The following is an 18,429-nucleotide window of genomic DNA, read 5'->3' on the forward strand; positions in this document are numbered from 1 at the left end:
GTATGAAATTATATCATAAAGCCTTTTTATACCGGCACAAATGGATACAACCTTACCTGCAAAAAGTGTTGGGTGGGATAGATGCTGTCACGTTTCTGGCAGCCTTGGCCTTGATTGGCGGTGTCGTCTATGAACATGGCTTTATTATTTCGGAAGGAGCGGAGGCAGATCTCGGTGTATTGTATCGGACCGTATGGGGCGTTTTCCTGGTTCAGACCACGATGCATATCGGGCTGGCGTATCGGGAAACGCTGAAGAAATACCGGACATTTACATGGGTATTGAATATTTTACTTTATCTGACTCTAATTCCCGTCATTTTTTTCGAACCGGAATCGGGGGCATTGAAATATTTCTGGTTATTTTTAAACAACCGTATTTTTCAGCTGATTCTGTTGTTGTTACTTTCCTTATTGCGCTTATCTTCGGGGGTGATCGGACTCTTGGGAAAACGGACCAATCCCTCCCTGATTCTGGCCGGAAGTTTCTTCCTTATTATTTGTATCGGCACCGGTTTGTTGATGTTACCTCGTTGTACCGTTGATGGTATTTCGTGGGTAAATGCTTTGTTTGTGTCCACCAGTGCTGTTTGTGTGACCGGTTTGGTACCGGTAGATGTAGCGACGACTTTCACTTCTTTGGGACAGTTGGTCATTATTATATTGATACAGATCGGTGGGTTGGGAGTAATGACGCTCACCTGTTTCTTCGCCATGTTTTTTATGGGTAATACTTCCGTATATAATCAGTTGGCGGTAAGGGATATGATCAGTTCCGATTCTTTGTCGTCTCTGTTGTCGACGGTGATTTATATTTTATTTTTCACTTTAGTGATAGAAGGAGCCGGGATGTTGGTCTTGTTCCTGAGTATTCACGGTACTTTGGGGATGACGGTGCAACAGGAAATGGTGTTTGCTGCTTTTCATTCTATTTCGGCTTTTTGTAATGCCGGTTTCTCGACCTTATCGGAGAATCTCGGTAATCCTTTGGTCATGCAACACCATAATCTGCTCTATATAACCATTTCCGTATTGATTATTTTGGGAGGAATCGGTTTTCCGATCTTGGTGAATTTTAAGCATATCGCCGGTTATCATCTGAAGCGTTTGTTTTATTTTATCCGTACAGGAAAAAGGGATAGACAGCGTATCCGGCATTTGTATAATCTGAATACTAAGATTGTTTTGTTGACGACGCTGATTTTATTGACCGGTGGGACTATAGCGATTCTTCTGTTCGAATGGAACGGAGCTTTTGCGGGAATGAGTATGCCGGATAAATGGGTACAGGCCTTTTTCAATGCGACCTGTCCCCGTACGGCCGGGTTTACGAGTATCGGTTTGACCTCTTTTCATTACAGAGTTTGTTGCTGATGTTGCTTTTAATGTTTATCGGAGGGGCTGCCCAATCTACTGCCGGCGGAGTTAAAGTGAATGCTTTTGCTGCCGCTGTATTGAGCCTTTTTGCTGTGATCCGGGGAAAAAGCCGGGTGGAGGTGTTCCGGCGGCAGCTTTCGGTGGATTCGATCAGGCGTTCCAATGCTACCCTGGTGATGTACCTTATGATTCTTTTTCTGGGTGTATTTGTCCTGAGTGTGCTCGAACCGCATGCTTCGCTATTGGCCTTGGTTTTCGAGTGTACTTCGGCTTTGAGTACCGTCGGGTCGAGTCTCGGTCTGACTCCGGCTTTAGGAGAAGCAGGTAAATTATTCGTATCCTTGCTGATGTTTATCGGGCGGGTGGGAGTCATTACGATCGTATTGGGATTCGTACCTCCGCAGAAGCATACCAAATATAAATACCCGGATGATAATTTGATCATCAACTAAGCAAGAGAGTTGTCGTATTAACATGATATACATATGAAATATATAATCATTGGTTTGGGAAATTACGGAGGAGGTTTGGCCGAGGAGTTGATGGCCATCGGACACGAAGTCATCGGTGTCGATCAGAACGAAGGGCGGGTGGATAATCTGAAAGACAAGATTACCACGGCTTTTGTGTTGGATGCAACGGATGAACTGGCTCTGGAAACTTTGCCACTCCGAGAGATCGATGTGGTGATTGTCGCTATCGGAGAAAATTTCGGGGCTTCTGTACGGGTGGTCGCTTTGCTGAAACAAAAGAAAGTGAAGCATATCTTTGCCCGGGCTATAGATTCGGTGCATAAGGCGATACTGGAAGCTTTCGCTATCGACAAAGTGCTGACCCCTGAAAAAGATGCCGCCCGCGAATTTGTACAGTTCCTGGCTTTGGGTATTCATGCCGAGTCGTTCCGGGTCGACGAAGACTATTATGTGATTAAGTTTAAAGTGCCTCGGAAATGTGCCGGTTATCCTTTGAGCGGAATGAACCTCGAAGAGGATTTTCATTTAAAACTGATTGCTTTGAAGCAGGCTGCCGAAGTGAAAAATATACTGGGAATGAAAAAACTGACTAAAGAGGTGATGACGGTTATTCCCGACAATTACCTGTTGAAAGAGGAAGACGAATTGGTGTGTTACGGTTTGTATAAAGATTTTCAGGCCTTGTGGAAAGCATTTTAAAAATCGGGGTAAATTTTCTTTCCCTTTTACTTTTTACTTTTTACTTTTTCCCTTATCTTTGCCGTCCATTTTGAATAGGTTTAACGCATTAAAAATCAATCCACTTTGGAAGGGGGTGCTTAAATTCGGACAAGCGGTGCTTGCCATGAAGTAGAAAAGAACTGAAAATAGAAGACAAAATGACCTCAGGAAGAGACTAAGCCGGAGGTTGTAATGGGAGGGTGTTACCCTGTTGTTATTTTATTTAATGCGTTTATTATAAACTATAAAAATTAGAAATCATGATTATTGTACCTTTAAAAGAAGGCGAAAATATCGAGAGAGCCTTAAAGAAATTCAAGAGAAAATTCGAAAAAACCGGTATTGTAAAAGAATTAAGAGATCGTCAGGCTTTCACAAAACCATCAGTACGTAACCGGGCCCAGCGGATCAAAGCTGTCTACAAGCAGAGTTTGCAACAGGCAGAAGAATAATTTTCTTCCCGGGCTTGTTTTTCCCGGAGGAAAGTGTTAAATTGGGTTCGTTTTAAGAATGATGAGTATGGAAATAGATTCATTTCTGAGTTATTTGAAAAATATTAAGCGCTATTCAGCACTTACTATTACAGCTTATAAAGAAGATTTGAATCAGTTTCGTGAGTTCTGTGAAAAAGTGGAATTGATCCGGCAGGATGAGGAAATTACTTCCAAGATGGTCCGGCGGTTTGAAATGGGATTGATGTCCGGTGGGTTGAAGATTGGCGGGGTGGACGGTGAAGAAAAGCTGAGGCCGATGACTGCCCGTTCCGTTAGGCGTAAATTGAGTTCTTTACGGACTTATTTCCGTTATCTGGTACGGGAGGGAAAGTTGACAGAAGATCCGACGGAGATTGTCGTGGCGCCTAAAATGGGAAAGCGATTGCCGGTGTTTGTGCCCGATTATCAAATGGATGAGGTGTTGGATAAACACGCTTCCGACAAGGATTTTGCAAATATCCGTGATCGGATGGTGTTGATGACGGCTTATTATACCGGAATGAGACGCTCGGAACTGGTGGCATTGAAATTGGAAGACGTCGATTTGGGGGGAGCGGTGATCCGGGTGAATGGGAAAGGAGACAAACAACGGATTGTTCCCATGTTACCGGAATTGGCCGGAGATCTCCGGATTTATCTGAACAAGCGGGAAGAACTGGTAGGTGAAAAACATCAGTTTGTATTCGTTACGGATAAAGGAAAACCGGTATACGATAAATTTATTTATCGTTTAGCTGTAAAATATCTGGGCGAAGTCACTTCGTTGAAGAAACGAAGTCCGCATGTTTTGCGGCATTCTTTTGCTACGGCTCTGTTGAATAACGGAGCCTGTATCGAGGCTATCCGTGAATTACTCGGCCATGCCGGACTGGCTGCGACTCAAATCTATACTCATAATTCTTTTGAGAGTTTGAAAAAGGTTTATAACCAAGCTCATCCCCGGGCTTAAAATTTAAGGAGGAAGTACTATGGAAATTAAAATTAATGCGGTTGGTTTTTCAGCAAGTTCTCAGTTGGAAGATTTCATTCAGAAGAAAATTTCTAAATTAGATAAATACCACGACGGAATTATCGGTTCGGAAGTTACCTTGAAACTGGAAAAAGACGACAATCTGGAAAATAAAGTAGTCGAAGTGCTGTTGAATGTTAAAGGCCAAGAAGTTTTTGCAAAGAAAAATGCAAAGAAATTCGAGGAAGCAGTCGATGAGCTTTATGATGTAGTAAAGCGTCAATTGGTGAAAATCAAAGAGAAAGAAAGAGAGTGCTGAAAAGACTAAAGGCGAGAAGATCAGAAGCTAAAGGTTAAAGACTGGAAAGCTAAAAGCGGGAAGGTTAAAAAAGCAGGGGAGGAAAGGCTGGAGGCGGATGAGTAAAACCTGAGCGAGAGTCGGAAACCGATAGTCGGATAAAAAGTTGAAACACAAACATTCAACTTTAAAGAAAATAATTTTGTAGAACAGAATTATTTAATTATATTTGCACGCTCAAAAGAGTGGGCTGAATAGGCTTGTTGTATGCAGGTCTTTGATTCCCCTGATGAGTTTTAGTTTGTATATAGAGTTATTTGAGATAAATTGTTTAATAATAAAAAGTTTTTAAGTCATGGCTAAAGAAAAGTTTGACAGGTCAAAACCACACGTAAATATTGGAACTATCGGTCACGTAGACCACGGTAAAACCACTTTGACTGCTGCTATCACTACCGTTTTGGCAAAAAAAGGTCTTTCAGAAGTAAAATCATTCGATCAGATCGATAACGCTCCGGAAGAAAAAGAAAGAGGTATTACCATCAATACTTCTCACGTTGAGTATTCTACCGCTAACCGTCACTATGCTCACGTTGACTGTCCGGGTCACGCCGACTATGTAAAGAACATGGTTACCGGTGCTGCTCAGATGGACGGTGCTATCCTGGTTTGTGCTGCTACTGATGGTCCGATGCCTCAGACCCGTGAACACATTCTTTTGGCTCGTCAGGTAAACGTTCCGAGAATCGTTGTATTCCTGAATAAAGTGGATATGGTGGATGATCCTGAAATGTTGGAACTGGTTGAAATGGAAGTTCGTGAACTGTTGTCTTTCTATCAATATGACGGTGACAATACTCCGATCATCTTAGGTTCTGCACTGGGTGCATTGAACGGCGAGGCTAAATGGGAAGAAAAAGTAATGGAATTGATGGATGCTGTTGATAACTGGATTCCACTTCCTCCGCGTGATAATGAAAAACCGTTCCTGATGCCGGTTGAAGACGTATTCTCAATCACCGGTCGTGGTACTGTTGCTACCGGTCGTATCGAAACCGGTGTTGTACATGTAGGTGATGAATTGGAAATTATCGGTCTGGGTGCTGATGGTAAGAAAACCGTTTGTACCGGAGTTGAAATGTTCCGTAAATTATTGGATGAAGGAGAAGCTGGTGATAACGTTGGTCTGTTGCTGCGTGGTATCGACAAAAACGAAATCAAACGTGGTATGGTACTGGCAAAACCGGGTTCAGTTAAACCGCACAGCAAATTTAAAGCTGAGGTTTATATCCTGAAAAAAGAAGAAGGTGGTCGTCACACTCCGTTCCACAACAAGTACAGACCTCAGTTCTATCTGCGTACGATGGACGTTACCGGTGAAATCACTCTGCCGGAAGGAACTGAAATGGTAATGCCGGGAGATAACGTAACAATCACTGTTGAATTGTTGACTCCGGTAGCATGTTCAGTAGGTCTTCGGTTCGCTATCCGTGAAGGTGGACGTACCGTAGGTGCCGGTCAGATTACTGAAATCCTTGGTTAATTAATATCTGATTTGTGATTCCGGTCTGCAAACTTGTATCGATCGGAGTCCGAATCCTGAAGGATATTTTTACGGTTTACGGTTACCGGTTTCCCGGATAATCGTAAATCGTAAATTAAAAATCCGAAATAAAGATACGGGTGTAGCTCAGTTGGTAGAGCACTGGTCTCCAAAACCAGGTGTCGGGAGTTCGAGTCTCTCCTCCCGTGCTGAAATGTTTTAATTTTAAATTTTAAATTGTAAATTTGCAGGCAATTTAAAATTTACAATCGAAGATCTAAAATGAAAATAAAAGCTTATTTCGCAGACGTTTATAACGAGCTGGTCAATAAAGTCTCCTGGCCATCATGGTCTGAACTCCAGAGCAGTGCTACCATAGTAATGATAGCTTCCGTCATTATTGCAATTGGTATATTTGTAATGGACTTTTCGTTCAGACACATTATGGATTTCATATATAGTATGTTTTATTAATCTTCAGAACTACATGGCAGAAATTAAAAAAAGATGGTATGTACTTCGTGTGATCGGCGGGAAAGAGAAGAAGGTAAAGGAGTACATCGAGAATGAAGTTGCCAGTCTAGGGCTGCAAGATTATGTTTCACAGGTTTTGATACCTACCGAGAAAATTTATCAGGTACGTAACGGTAAAAAGATCAGCAAAGAGCGGAACTTTTTTCCCGGTTATGTAATGATAGAGGCGGCTCTTGTTGGTGAGATTCCCCACATGCTTCGTGATATCACGAACGTGATAGGCTTCCTGGGGGAAACTAAAGGGGGCGATCCGGTGCCGATGCGTCAATCGGAAATCAACCGGATTCTGGGTACAGTAGATGAACTGTCGGAACAGCCCGAGGAGATAAACATACCTTATGTCGTTGGCGAATCGGTAAAAGTTACTGACGGTCCGTTCAACGGTTTTACCGGCGTGATAGAGGAAGTGAACAATGACAAAAAACGGGTGAAAGTAATTGTCAAGGTTTTTGGTCGTCAGACACCACTCGAATTGAGTTTCATGCAGGTAGAAAAAGAATAAACAAATATTAGTTCTTAAAGTTTTTAAAGTTTCTAAAGTTCTTAAAGTGTGTTCTGCTCTGGTTGTGATTAAAGCAGCACTGCAGTTTTCATTAACTTTATAAACCTTATAACTTTATAAACTTTCAAACTCTAAAAAAAATGGCAAAAGAAGTTGAAGCTCTTATCAAGCTACAGATTAAAGCTGGTGCCGCGAATCCTTCTCCTCCAGTGGGTCCTGCTTTAGGTTCTAAAGGAGTCAATATTATGGACTTCTGCAAACAATTCAATGCAAGAACTCAGGACCAGGCAGGTAAGATCATTCCGGTGATTATTCAGGTTTACGGTGATAAATCTTTTGATTTCATTACCAAACAGCCCCCTGTTGCTATTCAGCTTTTGGAAGCAGCAAAACTCAAATCCGGTTCTGCAGAACCTAACCGTAAAAAGGTGGCTTCTTTGTCTTGGGACAAAGTAAAGGAAATTGCAGAAGGCAAAATGAGCGATTTGAATGCTTTTGAAATTGAAAAAGCAATGAGCATGGTAGCTGGAACTGCCAGAAGTATGGGGATCACCATCGATGGTGAGAAACCTTTTTAATGAATTCGTAATACTTCAAACGTAATGAGTAAACTGACAAAAAATAAGAAGTTAGCTTTAGAAAAGATCGAAGATGGTAGAGCTTATACCATTGAAGAAGCTGCTCAGCTGGTGAAAGAAATTACTTTTACCAAGTTTGATGCGTCAGTTGACATAGACGTTCGTCTGGGTGTAGACCCGCGTAAAGCCAATCAAATGGTTCGCGGTGTCGTTACATTGCCCCATGGAACCGGTAAAGATATCAGAGTATTGGTACTTTGTACCCCTGATAAGGTTGAAGAAGCCAAAGCTGCCGGTGCCGACTATGTTGGATTGGATGAGTATATTGAAAAATTGAAATCAGGTTGGACTGATATCGACATCATTATTACTATGCCGGCCATCATGGGTAAAATTGGTGCTTTAGGACGAATCCTAGGTCCGCGTGGATTGATGCCAAACCCGAAGAGCGGTACTGTTACCATGGAAATCGGTAAAGCCGTAAAAGAGGTTAAGCAGGGAAAAATTGATTTTAAAGTTGACAAATTTGGTATCGTACACACTTCTATCGGTAAAGTAAACTTTGAAGCAGAAAAGATTATGGATAATGCCCGTGAATTTATGGCTACGATCCAAAAACTGAAACCTTCTTCTGCAAAAGGTACTTATGTGAAGAGTGTATTCCTGTCAAGTACAATGAGTCCCGGTATTAAATTAGACCTTAAGTCATTACTTGATTAATTATTAACCTTTAAAGGACCATTTGTAGAATGAAAAGGGAAGAAAAACAAGTAATCATAGACAATTTAACCGAGCAGATAAAAGCACACAAGCATATCTATATCAGTGATATCTCTGAATTGGATGCAGCTGCGACACAAGAGTTGCGTAGAGCTTGCTTCAAAGCAGGAATTAAACTGATTCAGGTAAAAAACACTTTGTTGCGTGTTGCTTTGGACGGTTTGGAAGCTGACTATAATGAAATTTATAGTGCTTTGACCGGTTCTAGCGCTGTGATGCTGTCTGAGACAGGTAATGCTCCTGCGAAACTGATCAAAGAGTTCCGTAAGAACCATGACAAACCTGTATTGAAGGCTGCTTTCGTGGAAGAATGTGCCTATGTGGGTGAAAACCAACTGGACGCTCTGGTTAGCATCAAATCGAAAGAAGAGTTGCTGGGAGATATCGTACTGTTGCTGCAATCACCGATGCAGAAGCTTATCTCTGCCCTGGAATCAGGGAAGAATACTATCGGCGGAGTGCTTAAAACTCTTGAAGATAGAGCATAAATATTATTATTATTTTTTGAATAAAAACATTTTAAATACTTATCGAAATGGCAGATTTGAAAAAACTTGCAGAAGAATTAGTTAACCTGACAGTAAAAGACGTAAAAGAGTTAGCTGACATCCTTAAAGAAGAATACGGTATCGAACCTGCAGCTGCTGCTGTTGCTGTAGCTGCTCCTGCTGCTGGTGGCGAAGGTGCTGCTGCTGCTGAACAGACCGAGTTCGACGTAATCCTGAAATCAGGTGGTCAGTCTAAACTGGCTGTTGTGAAGTTAGTGAAAGAGCTGACCGGTCTTGGACTGAAAGAAGCTAAAGAATTAGTTGACAAAGCTCCGGCTCCTTTGAAAGAAAAAGTTTCTAAAGAAGAAGCTGCACAATTGAAAGCTCAACTGGAAGAAGCAGGAGCTGAAGTTGAACTTAAATAAGTCATAAGACCCTCCATGGGTTTCGAGGTTTAGAGTCACTTTTTGACTCTAAACCATTTTGTTGTTATTATTGTTTAGGTTCCAAAAAATTATTAGATGTCTTCAAATACTTCAAACAAAAGAATAAGCTTTGCCTCCACGAAAAATCAGTTGCAATATCCTGATTTTCTTGAAGTGCAATTAAAGTCTTTCAAGGACTTTTTTCAATTGGGTACGACGCCTGAAAACAGAAAGAACGAAGGCCTGTATACTGTTTTCAAGGAGAACTTCCCAATCACCGACACCCGGAACAATTTTGTTCTGGAATTTTTGGACTACTTCATCGACCCGCCCCGTTATTCGATAGACGAATGTCTGGAGCAAGGATTGACTTACGGAGCTCCGTTGAAGGCCAAACTGAAGTTGTATTGTACGGATCCCGAACACGAGGATTTCGACACGGTGATTGAAGACGTATATCTGGGGAATGTTCCGTATATGACGCCCAAAGGCACCTTTGTGATTAACGGAGCCGAGCGTGTGATCGTATCTCAGTTGCACAGATCACCGGGTGTATTTTTCGGACAGAGCGTTCATGCTAATGGTACCAAACTTTATTCCGCCAGAATTATCCCGTTCAAGGGTTCCTGGATCGAGTTCGCGACAGACATCAACAATGTGATGTATGCTTACATCGACCGGAAGAAAAAATTGCCGGTAACGACTTTGTTACGTGCTATCGGCTTTGAGACGGATAAGGATATCTTGCAGATATTCGACCTGGCGGATGAAATAAATGTTTCCAAAACGGGATTGAAAAAAGTCGTTGGCCGTCGGTTGGCTGCGCGTGTTTTGAAGACCTGGGTGGAAGATTTCGTGGATGAAGATACCGGTGAGGTGGTTTCTATCGAACGAAACGAAATCATTGTGGACCGGGAAACTGTTCTGGAAAATGAACATATTGATGCAATCGTCGATTCAGGTGCAAAGACGATTCTGTTGCATAAAGAAAAGCAAAATCTGGCAGATTATGCCATTATATACAATACACTGCAAAAAGACCCGTGTAACTCGGAAAAAGAAGCAGTGATGCACATCTATAGACAGCTGCGTAGCTCAGAACCACCTGACGAAGCGACTGCCCGTGATGTTATCGATAAATTGTTCTTCTCTGACAAGCGCTACGACCTGGGAGATGTTGGACGTTACAAGTTGAATAAAAAACTGGGACTTTCTACCGATCCGGCTGTTCGGGTGCTGACCAAAGAAGATATGATCGAGATTATCAAATATCTGATCAAGCTGTTGAATGCCCGTACAGATGTAGATGATATCGACCACTTGAGCAACCGTCGTGTACGTACTGTAGGCGAACAGTTGTACAATCAGTTCGGTGTCGGGCTGGCCCGTATGGCCCGTACAATCCGTGAACGGATGAACGTTCGTGACAATGAGGTGTTTACTCCGGTAGATCTGATCAATTCCAAGATCCTGTCTTCTGTGATCAACTCTTTCTTCGGTACGAATGCGCTGTCACAGTTTATGGACCAGACGAACCCGCTGGCTGAGATTACACATAAACGTCGTATGTCGGCCTTAGGACCTGGCGGTCTTTCCCGTGACCGTGCCGGATTCGAGGTGCGTGACGTTCACTATACCCACTACGGACGACTTTGTCCGATCGAGACCCCGGAAGGTCCGAATATCGGTTTGATTTCTTCACTTTGTGTATATGCAAAAATCAACGATTTAGGATTTATCGAAACTCCTTACCGGAAGGTGGAGGCCGGAGTGGTGGATCTGTCACCGGAAGGGGTGAAATATTTATCGGCAGAGGAAGAAGAAGGACTGGTAATCGCTCAGGCGAATGCGAAGATCGACGACGAAGGTCACTTTGTGAACAAACGGGCTAAATCCCGTAAAGACGGAGACTTCCCGGTTGAAGAGATCGAGAATGTCAATCTGATGGACGTTGCACCTAATCAGATTGCTTCTATCGCCGCTTCTTTGATTCCGTTCCTGGAACATGACGATGCCAACCGTGCCTTGATGGGGTCTAACATGATGCGTCAGGCTGTGCCTATCATCAAGCCGCAGGCTCCGATTGTAGGAACCGGTTTGGAAGGTGCTTTGGTGCGGGATTCCCGGACACAGATCGTAGCAGAAGGACCTGGTGTTGTCGATTTCGTGGATGGACGCCGGATCGTGATCAAATACGACCAGACCGAAGAAGAACGTTTTGTAAGCTTTGACGGGGATACGAAAGAGTATGTCCTGCCGAAATATAAACGTACCAACCAGAGTACGACCATGACTTTACGTCCGATAGTCCGTAAAGGACAGCGCGTAGAGGAAGGGGAAATCCTGACCGAAGGATATTCTTCGGAAGGAGGTGAACTGGCACTCGGACGTAACCTGAAAGTGGCTTATATGCCCTGGAAAGGGTATAACTATGAGGATGCTATCGTGATCTCTGAAAATATCGTTCGTAACGATGTATTTACTTCTGTACATGTGGATGAATATTCACTGGAAGTGCGCGAAACGAAACGAGGTTTGGAAGAGTTGACCGCCGATATCCCCAATGTCAGTGAAGATGCTACGAAGGATCTGGATGAAAACGGTATTATCCGCATCGGAGCCCGTGTGAAACCGGGAGATATCCTGATCGGTAAGATTACCCCGAAAGGAGAATCCGATCCGAGTCCGGAAGAAAAATTGCTGCGTGCGATCTTCGGTGATAAAGCCGGTGATGTGAAAGATGCTTCTCTGAAAGCTTCTCCTTCACTGAGCGGTGTCATTATCGATAAAAAATTGTTCCAGCGGATGATCGGCGACCGGAAATCGAAAGCTGCAGGTAAGACGATCCTGGCTGAAATCGACGAACAATTCGAACGGAAAGTAGGTGATTTAACCGATTTGCTGATCGACAAATTGTTCGAACTGACCAATGGGAAGACTTCTCAGGGAGTGAAGAATTACCTGAACGAAGATGTTATTCCGAAAGGCGTGAAGTTTACGCTGAAAACCTTGCAAAATCTGAATTATCTGGAAATCAATCCGAACAAGTGGACGACAGATAAACAGAAGAACGATATGATCCGTGATTTGCTGCACAACTTTGTGATCAAATACAAGGAGATCGAAGGACAGATGAAGCGTAAAAAATATAATGCTACTGTCGGAGACGAACTTCCTTCCGGTATCATCAAAATGGCTAAAGTTTACGTAGCGAAAAAACGTAAATTGCAGATCGGTGATAAGATGGCAGGACGTCACGGTAATAAAGGTATCGTATCCCGTGTTGTAAGGGTTGAAGATATGCCGTTCCTGGCCGACGGTACTCCGGTGGATATTTGTTTGAATCCGTTGGGTGTACCTTCCCGTATGAACCTGGGACAGATTTTCGAAGCTGTATTGGGCTGGGCCGGTAAAGAATTGGGATTGAAATTCGCCACTCCGATTTTCGACGGTGCAAGCCTGGACGATATCAATGCCTATACCGATAAAGCCGGTGTGCCTCGTTACGGTACAACCTACCTGTATGACGGTGGTACCGGTGAACGTTTCGACCAGCCGGCGACAGTAGGAGTGACCTACTTCCTGAAACTGGGTCACATGGTAGATGATAAAATGCATGCCCGTTCGATCGGACCGTACTCGTTGATTACGCAACAGCCTTTGGGTGGTAAAGCTCAATTCGGTGGGCAGCGTTTCGGTGAGATGGAGGTTTGGGCTCTGGAAGCTTTCGGAGCTGCTCATATCCTGCAGGAAATCCTGACCGTGAAGTCTGACGATGTAATGGGCCGTACCAAAACTTACGAGCATATCGTAAAAGGAGAGCCTATGCCTACCCCGGGTCTGCCCGAATCATTCAACGTATTGTTGCATGAGCTGAGAGGACTGGGATTAAGCGTGAACTTGATATAATGTAAAAAGCTATAAGCTAAAAGCTATAGGTAATAAGCCTTTAGCCTTTAGCTTTTAGCCTTTAACTTTTAGCCTTTAACTTCAAAAATTATGGCTTTTAGAAAAGATAATAATACCAACAAGCCCAAGAGCTTTACAAAAATTGCTATCGGACTGGCCTCTCCTGAGGAAATTCTGGAACACTCCAGCGGACAGGTGTTGAAGCCCGAGACCATCAACTACCGTACTTATAAGCCTGAACGCGACGGTCTGTTCTGTGAGCGGATTTTCGGTCCGGTAAAGGATTACGAGTGCCATTGCGGTAAATACAAACGCATCCGTTATAAAGGTATCGTTTGTGACCGTTGTGGTGTGGAAGTGACGGAGAAAAAAGTACGCCGTGAACGGATGGGGCATATCCAGCTGGTCGTTCCGGTGGCTCATATCTGGTATTTCAAATCCCTCCCCAACAAGATCGGATATCTGTTAGGATTACCTTCCAAGAAATTGGATGCTGTCATTTACTACGAACGTTATATCGTGGTACAACCGGGTATTATGTCTGAAAAAGGAATCGCTGAGCTGGATATGCTCACGGAAGAGGAATACCTGGACATCGCAGATGCTCTGCCTGCCGACAATCAGCATCTGGACGATGACGATCCGAATAAATTTATCGCTAAGATGGGTGCCGAAGCGATTCAGATGTTGTTGGAACGTCTGAATTTGGACGATCTGTCTTACGAATTACGTCATAAAGCCAATACCGAGACTTCTCAGCAACGTAAAAACGAAGCGCTGAAACGTCTGCAAGTGGTAGAAGCTTTCCGTGAAAGCAAAGAGGTGAATAAACCCGAATGGATGATCGTGAAGGTGCTGGCTGTAATTCCACCGGAATTGCGTCCGTTGGTACCGTTGGACGGAGGACGTTTCGCTACTTCCGACCTGAACGATTTGTACCGTCGGGTCATTATCCGGAATAACCGTCTGAAACGGTTGATCGAAATTAAGGCGCCGGATGTGATCCTGCGTAATGAAAAACGAATGTTGCAGGAAGCTGTCGATTCATTGTTCGACAATTCACGTAAATCCAATGCCGTTAAGATCGAGAATAACCGCCCGTTGAAATCACTCTCCGACAGTTTGAAAGGTAAACAAGGACGTTTCCGTCAGAACTTGCTCGGTAAACGTGTCGACTATTCGGCCCGTTCGGTTATTGTGGTGGGTCCGGACCTGAAAATGCACGAATGTGGTTTGCCGAAAGATATGGCAGCCGAATTATATATGCCGTTTATCATCCGGAAGCTGATCGAACGGGGTATCGTGAAGACCGTGAAGAGTGCCAAGAAAATCGTAGACCGTCGTGATCCGGTGGTTTGGGATATTCTGGAAAACGTATTGAAAGGTCATCCGGTATTGTTGAACCGTGCTCCGACCCTTCACCGTTTGGGTATTCAGGCCTTTCAGCCGAAATTGATCGAAGGAAAGGCTATCCGTTTGCACCCGCTGGCTTGTACCGGATTCAATGCCGACTTCGACGGTGACCAGATGGCCGTTCACTTGCCGCTGGGTAATGAAGCTGTTCTGGAAGCTCAGATCCTGATGCTTTGTGCACATAACATTCTGAACCCTGCTAATGGGGCGCCGATTACAGTGCCTTCGCAGGATATGGTGCTCGGCTTGTATTATATCACCAAACCGCGTAAGGGAGCTAAAGGAGAAGGATTGAAATTCTATTCACCCGAGGAGGTGATCATCGCCCTGAATGAAAAGGCGGTAGATTTGCATGCTCAGATACAGGTGAAGATCAAGGATGTCGATCATGCTGGAAATGAATATGTCCATATGATCGAAACGACTGTGGGACGTGTTATTCTGAACCAGTTTACACCGAAGAATTTCCCGTACATCAATACACTGATTACAAAGAAATCATTGCGTGACATCATTAGTGATGTGTTCAAACGTTGCGGGGTTGATGTGACTGCCAAATTCCTGGACGATATCAAGGACCTGGGATACCGTATGGCATTCGAAGGCGGATTGTCGTTCAATCTGGCCGACGTTATCGTACCGGAAGAAAAGGATGCCCTGTTACAGGAAGGATATGACCAGGTAGAAGAGGTCATGAACAACTATAACATGGGTTTCATCACGAACAACGAACGTTACAATCAGATCATCGATATCTGGACGCATGTGAACGCCAAGCTGACCAATACGTTGATGAAACAATTGGCCGAAGACGATCAGGGATTCAACTCTATTTATATGATGCTTGACTCCGGGGCCCGTGGTTCCCGTGAACAGATCCGTCAGTTGGGCGGTATGCGTGGATTGATGGCGAAACCGCAGAAATCGGGTGCTACCGGTGGTCAGATTATCGAGAATCCGATTTTGGCGAATTTCAAAGAGGGATTGTCCGTGTTGGAGTACTTTATCTCTACTCACGGTGCCCGTAAAGGTTTGGCCGATACGGCTCTGAAAACGGCAGATGCCGGTTACCTGACCCGTCGTTTGGTGGATGTTGCCAACGATATTACAATCACAGAAGAGGATTGTGGTACGTTGAGAGGGGTTACTATCGCTGCTATCAAAAATAACGAAGAAGTAGTCGCTTCGCTGTATGAAAGAATCCTGGGACGTGTGTCTGTACACGATATTTACCATCCTCACACCGGTGAGTTATTGGTGAAATCAGGAGATGAAATCACTGAAGAGATTGCCGAAGCCATCGAGAAATCACCGATCGAACGTGTAGAAGTACGTTCTGTACTGACTTGCGAAGCGAAGAAAGGGGTATGTTCGAAATGCTACGGACGTAACCTGGCTACCGGTAAGCTGGTACAGATGGGTGAAGCTGTCGGTACCATTGCTGCACAGTCTATCGGTGAACCGGGTACACAGCTGACCTTGCGTACATTCCACGTGGGTGGTACGGCAGGTAACATCTCGACCGAGAACTCTCTGAAAGCGAAATACGACGGTATCATAGAATTCGAGGAATTGCGTTCAGTAGAATATACACAGGACAACGGGCAGAAATGTGATGTCGTTGTCGGCCGTTTGACTGAATTGCGGATTATCGACAAAAATACCAATATTATTCTGATTACGCATAATATTCCTTACGGTGCAAAACTGTTTGTGAAAGACGGTCAGGAAATCAAGAAGAATGATCTGCTTTGCGAATGGGACCCGTTCAATGCATTGATCATAACTGAATTCAGTGGTAAGATCGGTTCTGAAAATCTGATCGAAGGAGAGACTTACAAAGAAGAATCGGATGAAACGACCGGTTTCCGTGAAAAAGTAATCACCGAGTTTCGTGATAAGACCAAAGCACCTGCTTTGACCATTGAAGACAAAAACGGGAATATCGTCAAGAGTTATAACTTGCCGGTGGGGGCTCATATCGTAGTGAAAGAAGGAGATGAAGTAACGGCCGGTAGTACGATCGTGAAGATCCCGAGAGCTGTCGGTAAGGCAGGCGATATCACGGGAGGTCTTCCTCGTGTAACCGAATTGTTCGAGGCTCGTAACCCGTCGAATCCGGCAGTCGTTTCTGAAATCGACGGTGAGGTGACTTACGGTAAGATCAAACGGGGTAACCGCGAAATTATCGTGACTTCTAAAGCCGGCGAGGTGAAGAAATACCTGGTTTCTCTGTCAAAACAGATCCTGGTACAGGAAAACGACTATGTACGTGCCGGTACGCCGTTGTCCGACGGAGCGATCACTCCGACCGATATTCTGAATATTCAGGGACCGATTGCCGTTCAGGAATATATTGTGAATGAAGTTCAGGATGTATACCGGATGCAGGGTGTGAAGATCAACGATAAACATTTCGAGATCATTGTACACCAGATGATGCGTAAGGTATTGATTCAGGATTCCGGAGATACCCGCTTCCTGGAGAATCAGATCGTGGATAAGAGCGAGTTTATGGAGGAAAATGACGAGATGTTCGGTAAGAAGGTGGTGATGGAACCCGGAGATTCCGACCGCGTGAAAGCCGGCCAGATTATTTCTGCCCGTACACTCCGTGATATCAATTCTCAGTTGAAACGCCGGGATTTGAGAGTTGTCGAAGCCCGCGATGCTGTACCTGCTACTTCGGCTCAGGTATTACAGGGAATCACCCGCGCTGCTTTGCAGACTTCCAGCTTTATCTCTGCCGCTTCTTTCCAGGAAACGACAAAAGTGTTGAACGAAGCTGCCATTTACGGTAAGGTGGATCCGTTGGAAGGCTTGAAAGAAAACGTGATCTGCGGTCACTTGATTCCGGTGGGTACCGGTATGAAAGAACTCCGGGGATTGGTCGTTGGATCGAAAGAGGAAATGGAGAAAATGCAGGGTAACAAGTAACTGGAGTAAGAACAAAACGATCGGTTGCTTTTGTAATATAATCCGATGCGGTATCAAATTTATTTGAATACTGCATCGGATTTTGTTTGATTTCTGTGAAGCGAATGTTGATTCATTGATAGTTGATTATTGGGGAAAATATCTTATTTTTGTAACAAAAACTAGCGAATGCACGTGACGTGAGCAGATAGGAAGATAAATGATTGCGTTGTGAATGATAGGTAATATATGGTGAATTGTCCTGAGTATATATCCGATTTTCAACTGACTGAAAGTAATTTTCATCGTTTGTATCTGGATTATTATCCCTCATTGATATTGTATGCCCGTAGAATATTGAAAGAGGAGGAAGGATGGGCAGAGGATTTGGTGCAGGATGTTTTTATCCGCACCTGGGAAGCCAACCGGGAAATCCGTGAAGCGGAAAATATCGTGACTTATCTGTACCAGGCTGTCAAGTACCGTTGTCTGAATGAATTACGCAACCGGAAAAGGCATCGGCTTATAGAAGACCACATTGACCGGCCGGGAGATACGAACTTTGAAATGCTCTATTTCGAACAGGAGGTTGTACGCCGTGTTAATGAGGTGGTTTCGCGGCTGGCCCCTAAATGCAGAGAGATCTTTGTAAAACATATGGACGGTTTATCACAACGGGAGATTGCCGAGCAAATGGGTATATCCGAAGAGACCGTTAAAAAACAGAAACAGATAGCCCGGAGAATCATCAAGGAAAAAATCGGAGATTTGTGGTTGCTTTTCTTTCTTTTCCGGGAGAAATCCTCACTTTGTTTATTGGACTGATTTTATATGTTTGGACTCGATTGAACGGCTTCCCTCATGGTGAATCTTGAAAAAAAATAATTTTTTTTTATATTTCTTTACCCCTTAGCAAAGAATTAGGTGACTATATAGGGATATTCAGTAAATAGTATAAAATTAGCCAACTAATTCATACACAAAATGTTGCGAATTAGTTGGCTTTTTTGTATCTTTAGGTATTCCCCCGC

14 protein-coding genes, 1 tRNA gene and 1 pseudogene are annotated in these 18,429 nt (G+C 43.9%); all 16 read left to right on the forward strand.

The features are described from left to right. Window positions 1-2 precede the first annotated feature (2 nt). The 16 genes and pseudogenes from AC5RDS_RS12415 (at window position 3) to AC5RDS_RS12490 (ending at window position 18,223) form a co-directional block, all read left to right on the forward strand. Window positions 3-1,828, forward strand: a pseudogene (locus AC5RDS_RS12415) (TrkH family potassium uptake protein). Window positions 1,829-1,861: 33 nt separating this feature from the next. Next, window positions 1,862-2,548 (forward strand): potassium channel family protein, encoded by a 687-nt coding sequence (locus AC5RDS_RS12420; RefSeq protein ID WP_022160407.1) that lies wholly within the window; start codon window positions 1,862-1,864, stop codon window positions 2,546-2,548. Window positions 2,549-2,829: 281 nt separating this feature from the next. After that, window positions 2,830-3,021 (forward strand): 30S ribosomal protein S21, encoded by a 192-nt coding sequence (gene rpsU / locus AC5RDS_RS12425; RefSeq protein ID WP_013612177.1) that lies wholly within the window; start codon window positions 2,830-2,832, stop codon window positions 3,019-3,021. A gap of 67 nt (window positions 3,022-3,088) precedes the next feature. Beyond that, on the forward strand, window positions 3,089-4,012 hold the full coding sequence (locus tag AC5RDS_RS12430; RefSeq protein ID WP_046405908.1) for a tyrosine-type recombinase/integrase: 924 nt from the start codon (window positions 3,089-3,091) through the stop codon (window positions 4,010-4,012). A gap of 19 nt (window positions 4,013-4,031) precedes the next feature. Then, on the forward strand, window positions 4,032-4,331 hold the full coding sequence (gene hpf, locus AC5RDS_RS12435; RefSeq protein ID WP_013612175.1) for a ribosome hibernation-promoting factor, HPF/YfiA family: 300 nt from the start codon (window positions 4,032-4,034) through the stop codon (window positions 4,329-4,331). A gap of 334 nt (window positions 4,332-4,665) precedes the next feature. Continuing rightward, entirely contained in the window at window positions 4,666-5,853 is a 1,188-nt protein-coding gene (gene tuf / locus AC5RDS_RS12440) for an elongation factor Tu (protein ID WP_013612174.1), read from the forward strand. A 136-nt stretch (window positions 5,854-5,989) separates the two neighbouring features. Continuing rightward, window positions 5,990-6,062: transfer RNA gene (locus AC5RDS_RS12445), tRNA-Trp, on the forward strand. A 73-nt stretch (window positions 6,063-6,135) separates the two neighbouring features. Then, window positions 6,136-6,327 (forward strand): preprotein translocase subunit SecE, encoded by a 192-nt coding sequence (gene secE, locus AC5RDS_RS12450; protein WP_013612173.1) that lies wholly within the window; start codon window positions 6,136-6,138, stop codon window positions 6,325-6,327. A 13-nt stretch (window positions 6,328-6,340) separates the two neighbouring features. Next, a complete protein-coding gene (gene nusG / locus AC5RDS_RS12455) occupies window positions 6,341-6,889 on the forward strand; it encodes a transcription termination/antitermination protein NusG (protein ID WP_013612172.1) in 549 nt (182 codons plus the stop codon). 140 nt (window positions 6,890-7,029) lie between these two features. Beyond that, window positions 7,030-7,467, forward strand: coding sequence for a 50S ribosomal protein L11 (gene rplK / locus AC5RDS_RS12460; RefSeq protein ID WP_013612171.1), 438 nt, complete (start codon window positions 7,030-7,032; stop codon window positions 7,465-7,467). A gap of 24 nt (window positions 7,468-7,491) precedes the next feature. Then, a complete protein-coding gene (gene rplA, locus AC5RDS_RS12465; protein WP_013612170.1) occupies window positions 7,492-8,187 on the forward strand; it encodes a 50S ribosomal protein L1 in 696 nt (231 codons plus the stop codon). 29 nt (window positions 8,188-8,216) lie between these two features. Further along, the gene (gene rplJ / locus AC5RDS_RS12470) at window positions 8,217-8,735 is read left to right on the forward strand and encodes a 50S ribosomal protein L10 (protein ID WP_013612169.1); all 519 of its coding nucleotides are present in this window, start codon (window positions 8,217-8,219) and stop codon (window positions 8,733-8,735) included. Between the two features lie 47 nt (window positions 8,736-8,782). Next, window positions 8,783-9,160, forward strand: a complete 378-nt coding sequence (rplL, locus tag AC5RDS_RS12475; RefSeq protein WP_013612168.1) for a 50S ribosomal protein L7/L12 — start codon at window positions 8,783-8,785, stop codon at window positions 9,158-9,160. A 96-nt stretch (window positions 9,161-9,256) separates the two neighbouring features. Further along, the gene (gene rpoB, locus AC5RDS_RS12480) at window positions 9,257-13,069 is read left to right on the forward strand and encodes a DNA-directed RNA polymerase subunit beta (RefSeq protein WP_013612167.1); all 3,813 of its coding nucleotides are present in this window, start codon (window positions 9,257-9,259) and stop codon (window positions 13,067-13,069) included. A gap of 90 nt (window positions 13,070-13,159) precedes the next feature. Continuing rightward, window positions 13,160-17,419, forward strand: coding sequence for a DNA-directed RNA polymerase subunit beta' (gene rpoC, locus AC5RDS_RS12485; RefSeq protein ID WP_022160510.1), 4,260 nt, complete (start codon window positions 13,160-13,162; stop codon window positions 17,417-17,419). A gap of 228 nt (window positions 17,420-17,647) precedes the next feature. After that, a complete protein-coding gene (locus AC5RDS_RS12490) occupies window positions 17,648-18,223 on the forward strand; it encodes an RNA polymerase sigma factor (RefSeq protein WP_046403898.1) in 576 nt (191 codons plus the stop codon). Window positions 18,224-18,429: the final 206 nt, after the last annotated feature.

Source organism: Odoribacter sp. (assembly GCF_985060555.1).